Below are 16,972 nucleotides of genomic sequence, written 5' to 3'. Positions count from 1 at the left end.
GAACCCTATGTCGAACACCACAGTTGCAGAACTCGCCAATGAACTGAAGCGCCCGACCGAAGCGCTGCTGGAGCAGTTGCAGGCCGCCGGCGTCAGCAAGCAATCCGCTTCCGACACCCTGACAGAGCAGGACAAGCAGCGGCTGCTGAGCCACCTTCAAGCCAGCCACGGCACATCCAGCGCCGCACGCAAGAAGATTGTCTTGACCAAAAAGTCAACCAGCGAGATCAAGCAGGCGGACGCCAGCGGCCGCGCACGAACCATCCAAGTGGAGGTGCGCAAGAAGCGCACCTTCGTCAAGCGCGACGACGAAGTCGCGACGGCGCCCGTTGCCGAACCGCCGGTAGCCGAGGTTGCGCCGCCGCCTCCACCGCCGCCTCCTGCACCCGCGCCCGCTCCCGTAGCACCGCCAGCGCCTGTCGAAGCGCCAGCACCGGCACCGGCCCCGATCCCTGCCGAAGTCGCGCCAGCGCCGGCTCCCGTTTCCATCATTGACGACGCTGAACGCGCCCGTCGCGAAGAGGAAGCGCGTCGCCACGCCGAGTTGCTGCGCCGTCAGGAAGAGGATGCGGCCGAACGTCGCCGTGCGCGTGAAGAGGCTGCCGAGCGCGCCAATGCCAAGGCTGCCAAAGATGTTGCCGCCACGCCTGCGCCTGCGCAAGCGCCCGCCACGCCCGCCGCAACTGCACAGGCTCAGGACGCTGCCGAACCTGCGAATGTTTCTGTGTCTTCCGCTTCCGCTCCCGCGGACGTGGCACCTGCGGCGCCGGCGCCTGTGACTGCCGCCGCTGCGCCCACCGAGGCTGAGGACGAAGCCGCCCGGGCCCGTGAGCAGGAGGCCAGCCGCCGCAAGGCGCTGGCCGAGGCCGAGGCCATTCGCGCCATGATGAGCGCGCCGCGCAAAGTATTGGTCGCCAAGAAGCCGGACGAAGCGAAATCCGCCGATGCCGCCAAAGGTACGGCTGCCAAGCCGGCGGCCGGTACTGCCGCCAAAGCGGGCGCGCCGGGCGCCGCCAAGGAAGTCAAATCCGCCAAGCTGTCTTCCAGCTGGGCAGGCGATCCCGCCAAGAAAAAAGGCATTCCCACCCGTGGCGACAGCTCGGGTGGTGTGGGCCGCAACAACTGGCGCGGTGGCCCGCGTGGCCGCCGCGGCGAGCGCGATCGCGATGACCGCCACGTCGCATCGGCGCCGGTCGAACACCGTGCCATCGAAGTGCACGTGCCCGAGACGATCACCGTGGCGGAGCTGGCGCACAAGATGTCGATCAAGGCATCCGAGGTCATCAAGGCGTTGATGAAGATGGGCCAGATGGTCACCATCAACCAGCCGCTGGACCAGGATACGGCCATGATCGTGGTCGAGGAAATGGGCCACACCGCCGTGGTTGCCGCTCTGGACGATCCCGAGGCATTCACCGACGAGGAAGTGCAAGCACAGGCGGCTGACGCTTTGCCGCGCCCGCCGGTCGTTACCGTCATGGGTCACGTCGACCACGGCAAGACCTCGTTGCTGGACTACATCCGCCGCGCCAAAGTGGCGTCGGGTGAAGCCGGCGGCATTACGCAGCACATCGGCGCCTACCACGTCGAAACGCCGCGCGGCGTGGTGTCATTCCTTGACACCCCTGGCCACGAGGCCTTTACGGCCATGCGTGCCCGTGGCGCTCAGGCCACCGACATCGTTGTCCTGGTCGTGGCTGCAGACGACGGCGTGATGCCGCAGACGAGGGAAGCCGTCAAGCACGCGAAAGCGGCTGGCGTGCCCATCGTCGTGGCCATCAACAAGATCGACAAGCCAGAAGCCAACCCGGATCGCGTCAAGCAGGAGCTGGTGGTTGAAGAGGTGGTGCCCGAAGAGTACGGCGGCGATTCGCCCTTCGTCTCCGTTTCCGCCAAGACCGGGCAGGGCGTTGATGATCTGCTGGAGCAAGTGCTGCTGCAGGCCGAGGTGCTGGAACTCAAGGCCCCGGTCGACGCCGCCGCCAAGGGTCTGGTGATCGAGGCCAGCCTGGACAAGGGCCGCGGCCCGGTCGCCACCGTGCTGGTGCAATCCGGTACGCTGAAAGTGGGTGACGTGGTGCTGGCGGGCCAGACCTCTGGCCGCGTGCGCGCCATGCTGGATGAAAACGGCCGACCGACCAAAGAGGCAGGCCCGTCCATTCCGGTGGAAATCCAGGGTCTGACCGAAGTGCCGCAGGCCGGTGACGACTTCATGGTCATGGTCGACGAGCGCCGCGCGCGTGAAATCGCCACCTACCGTGCAGGCAAGTTCCGCAACACCAAGCTGGCCAAACAGCAGGCTGCGAAGCTGGAGAACATGTTCACCGACATGACGGCCGGCGAAGTCAAGACGCTGCCGATCGTGCTCAAGGCCGACGTGCAGGGCTCGCAAGAGGCGCTGGCCGCTTCGCTGCTCAAGCTCAGCAACGACGAGGTCAAGGTGCAGATGGTCTACACCGGCGTGGGCGGCATCAGCGAGTCCGACATCAACCTGGCCATCGCATCGAAAGCCATCGTGATCGGCTTCAACGTGCGCGCCGATTCCGGTGCGCGCAAGCTGGCCGAAGGCAACGACGTCGACATCAAGTACTACAGCATCATTTATGACGCAGTGGACGAGCTGAAGACCGCCATGGCCGGCATGCTGGCGCCCGAGCGCCGCGAGGAAGTCATCGGCCACGCCGAGATCCGCACCGTGTTCGTCGCATCGAAGATCGGCACCGTGGCTGGTTCGTACGTGCTCGACGGCGTGGTGCAGCGCAATGCGCACTTCCGCCTGCTGCGCGACAACGTAGTCATCTACACGGGCGAGATCGAATCGGTCAAGCGCATGAAGGACGACGTCAAGGAAGTCAAGGAAGGCTTCGAGTGCGGTATCAAGCTCAGGAACTACAACGACATCAAAGAAGGTGATCAGTTGGAGATCTTCGAGATCAAGGAGATCGCCCGTACCTTGGCATGAAATCGGCTGCCAGCGCAGGTGCAACCAGCGCTGGCAGCTACTACTTTCATAGCTTTGGAGGCCTGAAGTCATGGCCCGTAAGAGTTCAGTTCCCAACCGGGGTTTTCGCGTCGCCGACCAGATCCAGCGCGATCTGGCCGAGTTGATCGCGCGCGAGGTCAAGGACCCGCGCGTGGGCATGATCACGCTCAACGCGGTTGAAGTCACGCCCGACTACGCGCACGCCAAGGTGTTTTTCAGCGTGCTGACCGGCGACCCGCAAGAGACCCAGGAGGCGCTCAACCATGCTGCGGGCCACTTGCGCAACCTGCTGTTCAAGCGCCTGCACATCCACACCGTGCCCACGCTGCATTTCATGTTCGACCGCACGACAGAGCGCGCATCGGACATGAACGCGCTGATCGCCAAGGCGGTGGCCTCTCGTTCGAAGGACGACGACGCGTCATGACCGCCACCCCACGTGCACGGGTGCAGCGGCGCCCGGTGCATGGGGTGTTGCTGCTCGATAAACCGCTGGGCCTGTCCAGCAACCAGGCGCTGCAAAAGGCCAAGTGGTTGCTGCGCGCTGAAAAAGCTGGGCACACAGGCACGCTCGACCCCTTGGCCACCGGCGTGTTGCCGCTGTGCTTTGGCGCGGCCACCAAGTTCAGCGGCCTGCATCTCGATGCCGACAAGCGCTATGAGGCCACGCTGCGCCTGGGCGTGACCACCACCACGGGCGATGCCGAGGGCGACGTCGTGCAAGAGCGCCCTGTGCCCTCCATCACGCCTGAGCAGCTGGATGCCGTGCGGGCGCGCTTCACCGGCGCCATCGGGCAGATCCCGCCGATGCACAGCGCCTTGAAGAAGGACGGCAAGGCTTTATACGAATACGCGCGAGCGGGCGTTGAAGTGGAACGCGCGCCGCGCCAGGTCGTCATTCATGCATTGAAACTGGCGCTGGCGCAGGACCACGCTGCGGCGCCAGCTATCATTATTGAAGTGACCTGCAGCAAGGGCACCTACATCCGCACGTTGGGCGAGGACATTGGCGCCGCGCTGGGCTGCGGCGGCCACCTGACGCGCCTGCGCCGCGTGGCTACCGGGCCCTTTATGCAATCGCAGTGCGTCACGCTCGAATCGCTTGAGGCGATGCCCGAGCCGCAGCGTCACGCTGCGCTGCAACCGCCCGAAGTGCTGCTGCCCGATCACACGGCCGTCACGCTCGGCAGCGAGGATGCCGGGCGCTTTCTGTCCGGCATGCGCCGGCGCGGTGCGTGGCCCGATGCTGCGCAGGTCGCCGTTTTTGGCGACAGCCCGCGTGCGCTGTTGGGCACCGCCCACGTCATGGCAGGCGAATTGATTCCCAACCGTTTACTCAGCCCTCTCGAAATCCAGCAGATCCTGCAAGCCGCCACGGCGCCACAAGCGCCCGCCGCGGCCCTTCACACAGAAACCTCCGTATGAGCAACCAGATTCGAAACATCGCCATCATTGCCCACGTTGACCATGGCAAAACCACCATGGTTGACCAGCTGCTGCGCCAGTCGGGCACCTTCGCCGACCACGAAAAAGTGGTCGATACCGTGATGGACAACAACGCCATCGAGCGCGAGCGCGGCATCACCATCCTGGCCAAGAACTGCGCCGTGAGCTGGGAAGGCACGCACATCAACATCGTCGACACCCCCGGGCACGCGGACTTCGGTGGTGAGGTGGAACGTGCGCTGTCCATGGTCGACGGCGTGGTGCTGCTCATCGACGCGCAGGAAGGCCCCATGCCGCAGACGCGCTTCGTGACCAAGAAAGCGCTGGCGCTGGGCCTCAAGCCCATCGTGGTGGTCAACAAGGTGGACAAACCCGGCGCCAACCCCGACAAGGTGGTCAACGCCGCGTTCGACCTGTTCGACAAGCTGGGCGCCACCGACGAGCAGCTGGATTTCCCCGTGGTCTACGCCTCGGGCATCAACGGCTGGTCTTCGCTGGAAGAGGGTGCGCCGGGCGAACAGTGGGGCCCCGACATGTCGGCCCTGTTCAACACGATCTTGAAGCACGTGAAGCCGCACGAAGGCTCGGCCGACGCGCCGCTGCAGCTGCAGATTTCCGCGCTCGACTACTCCAGCTTTGTCGGCCGCATCGGCGTGGGGCGCATCAACGCCGGCACGCTCAAGCCCATGCAGGAAGTGCTGGTGATGGAAGGCCCTGATGGCAAGCAGTTCAAGGGCCGCGTCAACCAGGTGCTGACGTTTGAAGGCCTGGACCGCGTGCAGGTCAAGGAAGCGCGCCCCGGCGACATCGTGCTGATCAACGGCATTGAGGAGATCGGCATCGGCGTCACCCTGACCGACCCGGCCAACCCGCAGCCGCTGCCGATGCTGAAAGTGGACGAGCCGACGCTGACGATGAACTTCTGCGTCAACACCAGCCCGCTGGCCGGGCGTGAAGGCAAGTTCGTGACAAGCCGCCAGATATGGGACCGCCTGCAAAAAGAGCTGCAGAGCAACGTGGCCCTGCGCGTGAACGAAACCGACGAAGAAGGCGTGTTCGAGGTCATGGGCCGGGGCGAATTGCACCTGACCATCCTGCTTGAGAACATGCGCCGTGAAGGTTACGAGCTGGCGGTGTCCAAGCCGCGCGTGGTCTTCCGCGACGTCGACGGTGAAAAGCACGAGCCCATCGAGCTGGTGACGGCCGACATCGAAGAAGGCCACCAGGGCGGCGTGATGCAGGCGCTGGGCGAACGCAAGGGCGAGCTGGTCAACATGGAATCGGACGGTCGCGGCCGCGTGCGCCTGGAATACCGCATCCCAGCGCGCGGACTGATCGGCTTCAGCAACGAATTCCTGAACCTGACGCGCGGCTCTGGCCTGATCAGCAACATCTTCGACAGCTATGAGCCGCACAAAGGCGACATTGGCGGTCGCAAGAACGGCGTGCTGATCTCGATGGACGACGGCGAGATCTTCACCTACGCGCTGGGCAAGCTGGACGACCGCGGCCGCATGTTCGTCAAGGCGAACGACCCGGTGTACGAGGGCATGATCGTCGGCATCCACAGCCGCGACAACGACCTGGTGGTGAACGCCACGCGCACCAAGCAGCTGACCAACTTCCGCGTGTCGGGCAAGGAAGACGCGATCAAGGTGACCCCGCCGATCGCGCTGACCCTGGAATACGGCGTGGAATTCATCGAGGACGACGAACTGGTCGAGATCACGCCCAAGAGCATTCGCCTGCGCAAGCGCCACCTGAAAGAGCACGAGCGCAAGCGCGCCAGCCGCGAATCGGCTTGAGCGGCATTTGAGGCAAGGGTTAGGCGGCGCGTGCAGGCGCGTTGCCGGCCGCCGGGGTGCCGCTGCGGCGTGGGCGCTTGGATTCGAGGTGCCTCGCTGTCTGATCGGGCCTCGTCTGAGTTGCGAGTCAAATACAGATCTGGCGCTCGTCCAGCCTGCGTGAGTAGCTCTGAAAAAATGAGTAAATCGTGCAGTGCCAGTTGACGAACTGGCGTCCCAGTGCCCAATGACACATCCCGTGATCAACGGGTGCCCAGCGCCACGCAAACACCAACGCGCACAACAAAAAAGCCGTGGCGAACCACGGCTTTTTTGTTGGCCGGGCCGCCCGGTCAAGGGCCCCGGCATTTCGGTGCTGCCGATCAGGGACGTGCCACGGCCCAGACGCCGCCCACACCCTGGCCGAGCTTGTCGCCTGGCTTGGCGTCTTTGGCGAAGTAGTACAGCGGCATGCCCTTGTAAGCCCACTGCTTGTTGCCATCGGCGCGGGTGATCACGGTGTATTCACCGATCGACTGCGCGGTGCTGGCCACGCCCAGCGGCGGCCAGTTGGCGGCGCACTGGTCCACGCATGCCGATTTGCCGCTGCCGCGCGCATCGCGCGAGTAGACGTACAGCGTGCGGCCATCCGGGCCGATCAGCGTGCCGTCGGTGGCCACGGTGGGCGTGCTGGGGGCGCCAGCGCCGGCCTTGGCCATGTCCGCGTTGGTTTGCGGTTGTTGGGTGGAGCAGCCTGCCAGCAGCGCGGCGGCAATGGCGGTGGCGGAAATCAGTGCCTTCATGAGCGGAACCTCCATGTACGGTGGAAAACCGGTCAAGTGTAGCCCCGCACCGCGCCAGCCCCTGTCGGACGAGGCGCCGGCAGCGGCTGCGCCGCAGGGCAGGGCGGCTTGTTCGCTGCCAGATCCGGCCGTCAAAAACGGCACTCGCGGCGAGCAAAACGCCGCCCCGCGCTTCAGCGGTGGCGCTCTTTCATCGCGCGTTCTACCTCGCGCTTGCCTTCGCGTTCTTTGATGGTGCTGCGCTTGTCGTGCGTGTCCTTGCCCTTGGCCAGGGCGATTTCGCACTTCACGCGGCCGTTCTTCCAGTGCAGGTTGATCGGCACCAGCGTATAGCCCTTTTGCTCCACCTTGCCGATCAGGCGCTGGATTTCCTCGGCGTGCAGCAGCAGCTTCTTGGTGCGCACGGAATCGGGTCGCACATGCGTGCTGGCCGTGCCCAGGGGGTTGATCTGCACGCCGATCACGAACAGTTCGCCGTTGCGGATCACCACATAGCCGTCGGTCAGCTGTGCCTTGCCCGCGCGCAGGGCCTTCACTTCCCAGCCTTCCAGGACCATGCCGGCCTCGTAGCGCTCTTCAAAGAAGTAGTTGAAGCCGGCTTTCTTGTTTTCGGCGATGACCGGGTTGGGCGACTTGGGTTTCTTGGTGGCCATCTTGGCAATATGGTGCGCGCGGCGCGCTTTGCAAGCGATTGCCCGGCAGGCAGCGACGACGGCACGCCTAGAATCGGGCAAACGCGCATTCTATGAAATCCGTCCACAAGTCCGTTCTGATCTGGTTCTCGGCGCAGGAGATGTTCGATCTGGTGATCGACGTTGCGCGCTATCCCGAGTTTCTTCCCTGGTGCAACAGCGCGCGGGTGCTGTCGCAGGACGAGCACGGCATGACCGCCGAGGTCGGTATCGGCTTCAAGGGCGTCACGCAGACTTTCACCACCCGCAACGATCATGTGCCCGGCCGCGAGGTGCGCCTGCACCTGGTCAGCGGGCCGTTTTCCAAGCTGGAAGGCGTCTGGACGTTCACGCCCGTGGGCGGCGAGGGCGAACGCGCCTGCCGCGTCGACCTGAAGATGGACTACGGCTTTTCCAACGCCTTGCTGGCGACCTTGGTCGGCCCGGTGTTCGACAAAATCGCCACCTCCATGGTCGATGCCTTCGTGCAGCGGGCCGAGCAGGTGTACGGCGCCTCCAAGGCATGAGCGCGAGCCCGTCGCCCGACGACCAGCCCGCCAGCGCGGCGCAGGGGGCGAGTGGCGCCGAGTCGTCTTGCGCACCCGCCATCAGCGCCGCACCGCTGAACATCACGGTGGCCTATGCGCCGGCACCGCGCGAGGTGGTTGAGGTGGCACTGCAGTTGCCGCCCGGCGCCACGTTGGCGCAAGCGGTGCAGGCCAGCGGCCTGGCCCAGCGCTTTGCTGATCTGGACTTGAGCCCGGGCCACGTCGGCATATGGGGCCGCAAGGCCGCGCCGGACCAGCCGCTGCGCGACGCCGATCGGGTGGAGGTTTGGCGCGCGCTGCGCGTTGACCCGAAACTGGCGCGGCGCGAGCGTTTTCGGGCTCAAGGCGCGGGGCAAGCGGGCTTGTTCAAGCAGCTTAGGCCGGGAGCCAAGTCCGGCTACTAGCGAGCAGCCTCGGGCGCACGAATGCGCTGGGTGCCCCGCAGGCCCAGACTTTTCGCCAAGGCTCTGGCGAAAAAAACATTTCTGATTTGCTGCACTATTGATAGCTGCTTGCGCTGGTGAGGCGGGCGCTAGCGGTCGATTCTTTATAGATGAATGGGGCGCTTGCGACAGCCTGGCGGTGCGCCGGCGTCTGGGCTCAGGTCGCCCATGCAGCGCGGGTATCAGCGCACACGGACCCGCTCAGCCCCCGTCGCCCCAATGCACTTGCCGCTGGCCCAGCATGCGCTGAATGCGCCGGTGCACGGTGGAGCGGTTCACGCCCAGCAGGCGTGCCACTTCCGAAACGTTGCCCTGGCACTGCGCCAGCAACTGCGCCAGCGCTTCCGGGTCGGCCGATTCGGTTCGCGCGGCGGCGTGGGGCGCGCTCAAGGGGGGCGTTGCTGGCGTGTCCTGGGCATCGCCAGCGGACGCCGATTGCAGCGCATCCGGCAGGTGCGACAAGGCGATGACCTGCGCGCCGCCGGGGTCCGCCGCATCGGGCTCGTGGCACAGCGCCACCGCGTAGCGCAGCACGTTGCTCAGCTCGCGCAGGTTGCCGGGCCAGCGGTGCGCCAGCAGGGCCGCGCGTGCGGGCTCGTCGAGGTGGTAGCCGCCCAGATCGGCCAGCAGACGGTCGAGCATGGCCGCCAGATCCTGGCGCTGGCGCAGTGGTGGCAGGTGCAGCTCGGCCGCGTTCAGGCGGTACAGCAAGTCCTGGCGGAACTGGCCGGCTTCCACCAACGTGGCCAGCGCCCGGTGCGAGGCCGACACCACGCGCAAGTCCACGTGGCGCGGCCCGTGCGCGCCCACGGGCGTCACCTGCGATTCAGACAGCACCCGCAGCAGTTTGGCCTGCAGGCCCACCGGCATGTCGCCGATTTCGTCCAGAAACAGCGTGCCGCCGTGCGCCGCTTCAATCAGCCCCTGTCGCCCCTTGCTGGCGCCGCCCGTCCACGACCCTGGCAGGTAGCCGAACAGCTCGCTTTCCAGCAGCGCTTCGGGGATGGCGGCGCAGTTGATGGCGATGAAGGCGCCTTCGCGGCCGCTGGCGGCGTGCAGCGCGCGCGCCAGAAACTCTTTGCCCGCGCCCGTCTCGCCCTGCACCAGCACCGGCAGGCTCTGCGGCGCCAGGCGGGCGGCCTTGTGCAGCAGCGCGTTCATTGCTGGGTCACCGGCCGTCAGCGTGCCCAGGGCTGGGGGCAGGGGCTGCGGCGCAGAGATCGTCAGGCTGCGCGCGGGGGCGCGCTGCGGTTCCATCGCGTGGGCGAAGAGGATGTTGCCGTCGCGCGCCCGCACGATGCGCTCTTGCGCGGGGCGGTTGCGTCGCAGCTGGGGCAAATGCGCCAGGTCGAAGTCGAAGAAGTGCTCCAGCGGCTGGCCGATCAACGAGGGGCGCTTGCGCCATTCCAGCCCGGCGGCGGCCACCAGCGCGCGGGCGCCGGCGTGGGTGGTGGCGCGGATGCGGCCACGCGCGTCGATGCTGATGGCCGCGTCCGGGTCCACGTCCAGAAAGTCGGGCGATTGCGAAAAGCGCAGCACCCAGTCGTTGCGCGACTGGGCCATCAGGTTGGCCAACTCTACGCGGCGCGCGGCGGCCACCACCAGGTTCAGCGCCAGGTTCTGGCTGGCGCGCTCAGCAGGCGACTTGAGCAGGGACAAGTCCAGCACCGCCGCCAGCTCGCCGCGCAGGTCGTAGATGGGCGCCGCCGTGCATGACAGCTGCGTGTGGGTGAAGTCGAAATGGTCGCTCTGGTGCACGACCAGCGCCTCGCCCGTGGCCAGGCAAGCGCCCACCGCCGACGTGCCCGCCCGGTCTTCGCGCCACTCTGCGCCCAGGTACAGCCCGGCATGCCGCAGGTCGGCCGCTTGCGCCTGGTGGCCCAGAAAATCCACCGCCACGCCGTGCCGGTCTGCCAGCAAGAGCACGTAGTCCAGCCCCTTGAGCTGTTGGTACAGCCGCTCCAGCCCGCTGCGCGCAATGCGGATCAGCGATTCGGATTCGTCCTGGTGAATCCGCAGCTGGCTTTCGGGGACGATGTAGGCCTCGCACGTCTGTGCTGGGTCCAGCCGATGGTGGTCGATGCAGCGGCGCCAGCTGCCCAGCACGGCCTGATCGCGCTCGCCCCGGCCCGTGGGGTAGCCCAGGCCAAAGGCTTCGATCTCCTGGGTGTGCGATGCGTAGGACTGAAGGGGCATGGCAAGGGGCCGCAACAAGCGTCAACGCAGGCATTCTGCGGGCAGGGGCGCCGGCGGCCAACATGGTTTACCCAAGACCGCGGTGGCCGGTGCGCGTTGGTCGGTGCAACACCTGTTGCATCGCGCGCGCCACCCGTCGCGCGGCGCAACGGCCGTGCGTGGGGTGTGCCCAACAGGGATTTCCCTCGCGTCGGCGTGCTAAGTCGTTGATTTGATTAGGGCTTGGCGCCTGTCGCCGGTGTGGCACAGGCCTTGCAAAAAGGCCGGCAGCCCGTTCGCCCAAGGCGCGGCGGGTTCCAACCCAAAAAAGGAGACGACATGACCGAAGCCCTTGCCACCCCGGCGCCTTCCGCTGCATCCACGGGCGAGCCTGACCCGGCCCGCGCCGGCGTGCAGGCACTCCTCGACCAGCTCAACCAGGCGCTGGCAGCGCGCGATGCCCAAGCCGCGGCGGCGCTGTTCGCCACCGAGTCGTATTGGCGCGACCTGGTGCTGTTCACCTGGAACATCAAAACCCTGGAAGGCCCTGCCGCGGTAGAGGACATGCTGAACGCCCAGTTCGCCGCCATCGAATCGGCGGTGTTCGGCATCGACCCCAACGAGCAGGTGGACGCCGCCGACGGCGTGACATCGGCCTGGATCACCATCGACACGGCGCACGCGCGCGGCGACGGCCACGTGCGCATCAAAGATGGGCGCATCTGGACGCTGCTGACGGCGGCCCAGGAACTCAAGGGCCATGAAGAGCCGATGAACGCGCGCCGCCCGATGGGAGCCGAGCACGGCATCCAGCGCGGCCGCAAGACCTGGCTGGAGCGCCGGCAGGACGAGGCCACCCGCCTGGGCACCGAAGAGCAGCCCTTCGTGCTGGTGATCGGCGGCGGGCAGGGCGGTATCGCGCTGGGCGCGCGGCTGCGGCAGCTGGGCGTGTCGCACATCGTGATTGACCGCTACGCCCGCCCTGGCGACCAATGGCGCAGCCGCTACAAATCGCTGTGCCTGCACGACCCGGTGTGGTACGACCACCTGCCTTACCTGCCTTTTCCGCCCAACTGGCCTGTTTTCGCGCCCAAGGACAAGATCGGCGACTGGCTGGAGATGTACACCAAGGTGATGGAGGTGAACTACTGGCCGTCCACCAACTGCGTGAACGCGCGCTACGACGCGGCCAAGCAGGAATGGGAAGTGACGGTAGAGCGCGACGGCCAGCGGCAGGTCATCCGCCCCAAGCACCTGGTGTTTGCCACCGGCATGTCGGGCAAGGCGAACGTGCCGCAGATCAAGGGGCAGGACATCTTCAAGGGCGAGCAGCAGCACTCGTCCCAGCACAGCGGGCCGGACGCCTACGCCGGCAAGAAGGTGGTGGTGATCGGCGCCAACAACTCGGCCCACGACATCTGCGCCGCCTTGTGGGAGCACGGCGCCGACGTGACCATGGTGCAGCGCTCGTCCACGCACATCGTGCGATCGGATTCGCTGATGGACATCGGCCTGGGTGATCTGTATTCCGAGCGGGCCGTGGCCAGCGGCGTGACCACCAAGAAGGCCGATTTGATCTTCGCCTCGCTACCCTACCGCATCATGGCGGACTTCCAGGTGCCGCTGTACGACCGCATCCGCGAGCGCGACGCCGAGTTCTACCAAAAGCTGGAAGACGCGGGCTTCATGCTGGATTTTGGCGACGACGACTCCGGCCTGTTCATGAAGTACCTGCGCCGCGCATCGGGCTACTACATCGACGTGGGCGCGTGCGACTTGGTGATCGACGGCAGCATCAAGCTGCAAGCGGGCAAGAACAAGGGCATCAGCCACCTGACCGCCGACAGCGTGGTGCTGACCGACGGCACCGAGCTGCCCGCCGATCTGGTGGTGTACGCCACCGGCTACGGGTCGATGAACGGCTGGGTGGCCGATCTCATCAGCCAGGACGTGGCCGACAAAGTGGGCAAGGTGTGGGGCCTGGGCTCTGACACCACCAAGGACCCCGGCCCATGGGAAGGCGAGCAGCGCAACATGTGGAAGCCCACGCAGCAAGAGAATCTGTGGTTTCACGGCGGCAACCTGCACCAGTCGCGCCACTACTCGCTGTACCTGGCGCTGCAACTGAAAGCGCGGCAGGAGCAGGTGCCCATGCAGGTCTACGGGCTGCAGCAGGTGCACCACCAGCGCTGACACGCTCAAAGGGCCGGCCGGCGCGCCAGCGGCATCGCGTGCTGGCGTGCACAGGCCCCCGGGCATAAAAAACGCGCCCTTGCGGCGCGTTTTCTAGTGGGTGACTGGCAGGTGATTGCTATGTTTAACGTAGCTGCCAGCGCTGGTCCAGCGGGCGCTGGAACCGGTTTTTATTGAAAGCTTACTTGCAGTCGGACTGGATGATGCCGTTGATGCGCTTCAGCTCGGCGGCGCGTTGGGTATCGTCCAGCACTTCGCGCTCGCCCTTCTCGTTGGTGCGCGCCATGCGCACGCCCGAATCCAGGGTGGCCTTGCCTTCGCGTGCGCGCTTGCAGTTTTCAGCGCGGGCCTGGGCCAGCTTTTGCTCTTCAGCTTTTTTCTTGGCGGCTTCAGCGGCCTCGGCCTGCTTTTTCTTCTCTTCCAGCGCCTTGTCCACCCCGGCGGTGGCCGGGCCGCTGGCGGGCGTGGCGGCGCTGGCGGCCGCAGTGGCGGGCGCTGCCTGGGCGGGCGCCTCGGTCACTGGCGCGCTGAGGCTGGAGCCACGCGGCTGCTTGAGGATGTTCTTGGCGGGGATGTCGGCGGGCGGCGCTACGTCGCTGTAGACGCGGCTACCGTTCTTGTCGATCCATTGGTACTGGGCGGCTGCCGTCAGGCTGGTTGCCATGGCAAGCGCGAAAAACAGGGCACGAGCGGATTTCATGGGTCAGAAGTGTAATGAGGCCAAAGGGCCGATTGGCGGCCCGCGCACAGCTTTATTTGCACGCCAGCGCGCCAGGGCCGCGCAAACGTGTCTTTTCCACGCCGCAGCCATGGTTGGGCCGGCGCCCAGGGTATCCGGCCTGTGTGACCCTCTGGCGTCCTATAGCGGACCCAGGCGCCCGCGCTACGGACCGCGTAGGGCATATGCCCCTACGCAGCCCCGACGGGCTATTCCGGCTGTTTACAATCTGGCTTTTGGAGCTTTCCCATGCGCCTACTCGGCAATGCGCTGACGTTTGACGACGTACTGCTCGTCCCCGCGTTCTCCCAGGTCCTGCCCAAGGACGTTGACCTCTCCACCCAGTTCACCCGCCAGATTCGGCTGAATCTGCCCCTCGTCTCGGCCGCCATGGATACCGTGACCGAGGCGCGCCTGGCCATCGCCATGGCGCAAGAGGGTGGCATCGGTATCGTGCACAAGAACCTCACCGCGCAAGAGCAGGCCGCGCAGGTGGCCAAGGTCAAGCGCTATGAAAGCGGCGTGCTGCGCGACCCGGTGGTCATCACCCCCGAGCACACCGTGCTGCAGGTGAAACAGCTGTCGGACGAGCTGGACATCAGCGGCTTTCCGGTGATTGACCAAGGCCGTGTCGTCGGCATCGTCACCGGGCGCGACATGCGCTTTGAAAGCCGCTACGACCTGCCCGTGCGCGAGATCATGACCCCGCGCGATCGCCTGATCACCGTGCCCGAAGGCACCGGCCTGATCGAAGCCAAGCGCCTGCTGAACAAGCACAAGCTCGAGCGCCTGCTGATCCTGGACGACCACGACCGCCTGAAGGGCTTGATCACCGTCAAGGACATCACCAAGCAGACCACCTTCCCCAACGCTGCGCGCGACGATTCCGGCCGCCTGCGCGTGGGCGCCGCCGTGGGTGTGGGCGCGGGCACTGAAGAGCGCGTAGAGGCGCTGGTCAAGGCAGGTGTAGACGCCATCGTGGTCGACACCGCCCACGGCCACAGCCAGGGCGTGATCGAGCGCGTGCGCTGGGTCAAGCAAAACTACCCGCAGGTGCAGGTGATCGGCGGCAACATCGCCACCGGCGCCGCCGCGCGTGCGTTGGCCGACGCGGGCGCCGACGGCGTCAAAGTGGGCATCGGCCCCGGCAGCATCTGCACCACCCGCATCGTGGCGGGCGTGGGCGTGCCGCAGATCACCGCCATCGACAACGTGGCCACCGCGCTGCAAGGCAGCGGCGTGCCCCTGATCGCCGACGGCGGCGTGCGCTACAGCGGCGACATCGCCAAGGCCATCGCCGCGGGTGCCAGCACCGTCATGATGGGCGGCATGTTCGCCGGCACCGAAGAAGCGCCCGGCGAAATCGTGCTGTACCAGGGCCGCAGCTACAAAAGCTACCGCGGCATGGGCAGCATTGGCGCCATGCAGCAGGGCAGCGCCGACCGCTACTTCCAGGAAAGCACCACCGGCAACCCCAACGCCGACAAACTGGTGCCCGAAGGCATTGAAGGCCGCGTCCCGTACAAGGGCAGCGTGGTCAGCATTTTGTTTCAGCAGGCCGGTGGGTTGCGCGCTTCGATGGGGTATTGCGGCTGCGCGACGATTGAGGATATGCGATCAACGGCGGAGTTTGTGCAGATTACGGCAGCGGGGATTCGTGAATCGCACGTGCATGATGTGCAGATCACGAAAGAGGCACCGAATTATCGGGCGGATTAAAATTTTTATGAAAGGCGTTTATGGGTGTCATTAGAAGCTACGCTCTGTGGAATAACAAAGGAGGTGTAGGGAAAAGCACTATTACTTTTCACCTTGCCTCCCGTTTCGCGGAGAAGAATAAGAATATTAATGTCGCGGTGATTGACCTATGTCCGCAGGCCAATTCCAGCATGATGCTCCTCGGAGGCGGTACTAAGGGTGAGCAAGCTGTGCTCGATCTGTGTACTGCGGCCACGCCTAAGACAGTCGTCGGATATTTGAGTGTGGTGATTGCTGGTGGCGCGGGCGCCCAATTGCCAAAGCCATCTAATTTCATGGTTAAAGTTCATGACCATAATTCTGAGATGCCGGATAATTTATTTCTTCTCTCTGGGGATGGAAATTTGGAGCCAATGGCTCCGGCAATATCAGCCGCTGCTGCGGCGCCCGCTTTGACACCGAGTTCGCAGCCTTGGAAATGGGTTCATGAGATATTTTTGAAATTTATTGAAAACATTGGTGCGAGTTCTAGTGAAAAGGATTGGATGGTTTTCATAGATACTAACCCGAGTTTTTCGATATATACTGAATTAGCGGTCTCGGCTGCTGAACGACTTATTACGCCCGTGAATGCCGACGACTCGTCTCGGGTTGCCGCAAATGCAATGTTCATTTTGCTTCATGGCCAAATACCACCACATCCGATATACGGATCGTGGACATATGCTGCGCAAGCGCAAAAGTATAAGCTACGCGTTCCGGAAATTCATGTGATAGTCGGTAATAGATTGACACAGTACGAAGGCGCAGCCACGGCATTTGAGGCATTGTCGGATGCAACTGCAGACACTTTGTTCGCGGCCTACCAAACCCATCCTAGTTACTTTACCCCGCGAACATCAAAGGCTAAGGACGTAAAATCTTTTCGCACTAATTACTCCGTTCCCTTGCGTGATTTTAATACTGCCGGCGTGGTATCCGCTCACCTAGGAAAGCCTTTATCGAAAATGCATCAGCAATACTATCCTGTTCATGGTGTGAACGTAAAAGTAAATGCTGATAAAGTTAAAGATTGTTCGGATGCCGTCGATAGCTTAATTAAATTCATTAACTAATGAAACTCGCCGAAGCCCTCCTCATCCGCGCTGATCAGTGGGGAAATTTGGGTCGGATCAAAATTTCCGAGATCACTGTTCCCACAGGGCGGTGCGAGCCCCAAGCGCTTTACCCACATCAAGGCCACAACCCTGCTAAAGTAAGGGTTCCTTTCTTCAAGGAATACCGATGCTCGCCAAGATGACCTCCAAGAACCAGATCACCCTACCTAAAGCCGTGGTCGCCCAACTGCCGCCTTCGGAATACTTCGAAGTGGAAGCGGTGGACGGACGCTTGATGCTGACACCGGTGCGCCTGCAGAAGGCCGACGCGGTGCGCGCCAAGCTGGCGGCGCTGGGCATTGGCGAAGACGATGTGCGCGACGCCGTGGCGTGGGCGCGCCAAGGTGCCTGAG

Annotated in this window: 14 protein-coding genes; 10 read left to right on the top strand and 4 right to left on the bottom strand. The window is 64.7% G+C overall.

The window, feature by feature from the left end; genetic code table 11:
- Window positions 1-7 precede the first annotated feature (7 nt).
- The 4 genes from infB to typA all read left to right on the top strand — a co-directional run bounded on the left by infB (window position 8) and on the right by typA (window position 6,234).
- Window positions 8-2,962, top strand: coding sequence for a translation initiation factor IF-2 (gene infB / locus C6570_RS12125; protein ID WP_106703445.1), 2,955 nt, complete (start codon window positions 8-10; stop codon window positions 2,960-2,962).
- 70 nt (window positions 2,963-3,032) lie between these two features.
- Window positions 3,033-3,410 (top strand): 30S ribosome-binding factor RbfA, encoded by a 378-nt coding sequence (rbfA, locus tag C6570_RS12120; protein ID WP_106703444.1) that lies wholly within the window; start codon window positions 3,033-3,035, stop codon window positions 3,408-3,410.
- Window positions 3,407-4,408, top strand: coding sequence for a tRNA pseudouridine(55) synthase TruB (gene truB, locus C6570_RS12115; RefSeq protein ID WP_106703443.1), 1,002 nt, complete (start codon window positions 3,407-3,409; stop codon window positions 4,406-4,408). The genes rbfA and truB overlap by 4 nt, the downstream gene beginning before the upstream one ends.
- Window positions 4,405-6,234: a translational GTPase TypA gene (gene typA, locus C6570_RS12110; RefSeq protein WP_106703442.1), complete on the top strand. Its 1,830-nt coding sequence runs from the start codon at window positions 4,405-4,407 to the stop codon at window positions 6,232-6,234. Before truB ends, typA begins: the two co-directional genes overlap by 4 nt.
- 362 nt (window positions 6,235-6,596) lie before the next feature.
- On the opposite strand, the gene C6570_RS12105 is transcribed toward typA, so the two are convergent.
- Complete coding sequence (locus C6570_RS12105) at window positions 6,597-7,016, bottom strand: COG4315 family predicted lipoprotein (protein WP_106703441.1); 420 nt, start codon at window positions 7,014-7,016, stop codon at window positions 6,597-6,599.
- Window positions 7,017-7,189: 173 nt separating this feature from the next.
- The gene (gene smpB / locus C6570_RS12100; RefSeq protein ID WP_106703440.1) at window positions 7,190-7,669 is read right to left on the bottom strand and encodes an SsrA-binding protein SmpB; all 480 of its coding nucleotides are present in this window, start codon (window positions 7,667-7,669) and stop codon (window positions 7,190-7,192) included.
- 92 nt (window positions 7,670-7,761) lie between these two features.
- On the opposite strand from smpB, the gene C6570_RS12095 reads away from it, so the two are divergent.
- The gene (locus C6570_RS12095) at window positions 7,762-8,214 is read left to right on the top strand and encodes a type II toxin-antitoxin system RatA family toxin (RefSeq protein ID WP_106703439.1); all 453 of its coding nucleotides are present in this window, start codon (window positions 7,762-7,764) and stop codon (window positions 8,212-8,214) included.
- A complete protein-coding gene (locus tag C6570_RS12090; RefSeq protein WP_106703438.1) occupies window positions 8,211-8,639 on the top strand; it encodes an RnfH family protein in 429 nt (142 codons plus the stop codon). Before C6570_RS12095 ends, C6570_RS12090 begins: the two co-directional genes overlap by 4 nt.
- 240 nt (window positions 8,640-8,879) lie before the next feature.
- Here the strand turns inward: C6570_RS12090 and C6570_RS12085 are convergent, their stop codons facing one another.
- Window positions 8,880-10,874, bottom strand: coding sequence for a sigma-54-dependent Fis family transcriptional regulator (locus tag C6570_RS12085; protein WP_106703437.1), 1,995 nt, complete (start codon window positions 10,872-10,874; stop codon window positions 8,880-8,882).
- Between the two features lie 318 nt (window positions 10,875-11,192).
- On the opposite strand from C6570_RS12085, the gene C6570_RS12080 reads away from it, so the two are divergent.
- Window positions 11,193-13,046, top strand: a complete 1,854-nt coding sequence (locus tag C6570_RS12080) for a flavin-containing monooxygenase (RefSeq protein ID WP_106703436.1) — start codon at window positions 11,193-11,195, stop codon at window positions 13,044-13,046.
- 181 nt (window positions 13,047-13,227) lie between these two features.
- On the opposite strand, the gene C6570_RS12075 is transcribed toward C6570_RS12080, so the two are convergent.
- Window positions 13,228-13,746, bottom strand: coding sequence for a DUF4124 domain-containing protein (locus C6570_RS12075; protein WP_106703435.1), 519 nt, complete (start codon window positions 13,744-13,746; stop codon window positions 13,228-13,230).
- 267 nt (window positions 13,747-14,013) lie between these two features.
- Here C6570_RS12075 and guaB point away from each other — a divergent pair, with 267 nt between their 5' ends.
- From guaB to C6570_RS12060, 3 genes are all read left to right on the top strand, one after another.
- Entirely contained in the window at window positions 14,014-15,483 is a 1,470-nt protein-coding gene (gene guaB, locus C6570_RS12070; RefSeq protein WP_106703434.1) for an IMP dehydrogenase, read from the top strand.
- 20 nt (window positions 15,484-15,503) lie between these two features.
- Entirely contained in the window at window positions 15,504-16,577 is a 1,074-nt protein-coding gene (locus tag C6570_RS12065; protein WP_211297593.1) for a ParA family protein, read from the top strand.
- Window positions 16,578-16,746: 169 nt separating this feature from the next.
- On the top strand, window positions 16,747-16,971 hold the full coding sequence (locus C6570_RS12060) for an AbrB/MazE/SpoVT family DNA-binding domain-containing protein (protein WP_106703433.1): 225 nt from the start codon (window positions 16,747-16,749) through the stop codon (window positions 16,969-16,971).
- The last annotated feature ends 1 nt before the right edge of the window (window position 16,972 follow it).

This window comes from Ottowia oryzae, from assembly GCF_003008535.1.
GTDB classification, from domain to species: Bacteria; Pseudomonadota; Gammaproteobacteria; order Burkholderiales; family Burkholderiaceae_C; genus Ottowia; species Ottowia oryzae.
Note: the sequence above shows the minus strand (reverse complement) of the source record. Positions and strands in the feature narration are given on the sequence as shown.

Excerpts from the sequence above, each read along its gene's own strand:
- infB (WP_106703445.1), top strand. The coding sequence starts at position 8 with ATGTCGAACACCACAGTTGCAGAACTCGCCAATGAACTGAAGCGCCCG.
- rbfA (WP_106703444.1), top strand. The coding sequence starts at position 3,033 with ATGGCCCGTAAGAGTTCAGTTCCCAACCGGGGTTTTCGCGTCGCCGAC.
- truB (WP_106703443.1), top strand. The coding sequence starts at position 3,407 with ATGACCGCCACCCCACGTGCACGGGTGCAGCGGCGCCCGGTGCATGGG.
- typA (WP_106703442.1), top strand. The coding sequence starts at position 4,405 with ATGAGCAACCAGATTCGAAACATCGCCATCATTGCCCACGTTGACCAT.
- C6570_RS12105 (WP_106703441.1), bottom strand. The coding sequence starts at position 7,016 with ATGAAGGCACTGATTTCCGCCACCGCCATTGCCGCCGCGCTGCTGGCA.
- smpB (WP_106703440.1), bottom strand. The coding sequence starts at position 7,669 with ATGGCCACCAAGAAACCCAAGTCGCCCAACCCGGTCATCGCCGAAAAC.
- C6570_RS12095 (WP_106703439.1), top strand. The coding sequence starts at position 7,762 with ATGAAATCCGTCCACAAGTCCGTTCTGATCTGGTTCTCGGCGCAGGAG.
- C6570_RS12090 (WP_106703438.1), top strand. The coding sequence starts at position 8,211 with ATGAGCGCGAGCCCGTCGCCCGACGACCAGCCCGCCAGCGCGGCGCAG.
- C6570_RS12085 (WP_106703437.1), bottom strand. The coding sequence starts at position 10,874 with ATGCCCCTTCAGTCCTACGCATCGCACACCCAGGAGATCGAAGCCTTT.
- C6570_RS12080 (WP_106703436.1), top strand. The coding sequence starts at position 11,193 with ATGACCGAAGCCCTTGCCACCCCGGCGCCTTCCGCTGCATCCACGGGC.
- C6570_RS12075 (WP_106703435.1), bottom strand. The coding sequence starts at position 13,746 with ATGAAATCCGCTCGTGCCCTGTTTTTCGCGCTTGCCATGGCAACCAGC.
- guaB (WP_106703434.1), top strand. The coding sequence starts at position 14,014 with ATGCGCCTACTCGGCAATGCGCTGACGTTTGACGACGTACTGCTCGTC.
- C6570_RS12065 (WP_211297593.1), top strand. The coding sequence starts at position 15,504 with ATGGGTGTCATTAGAAGCTACGCTCTGTGGAATAACAAAGGAGGTGTA.
- C6570_RS12060 (WP_106703433.1), top strand. The coding sequence starts at position 16,747 with ATGCTCGCCAAGATGACCTCCAAGAACCAGATCACCCTACCTAAAGCC.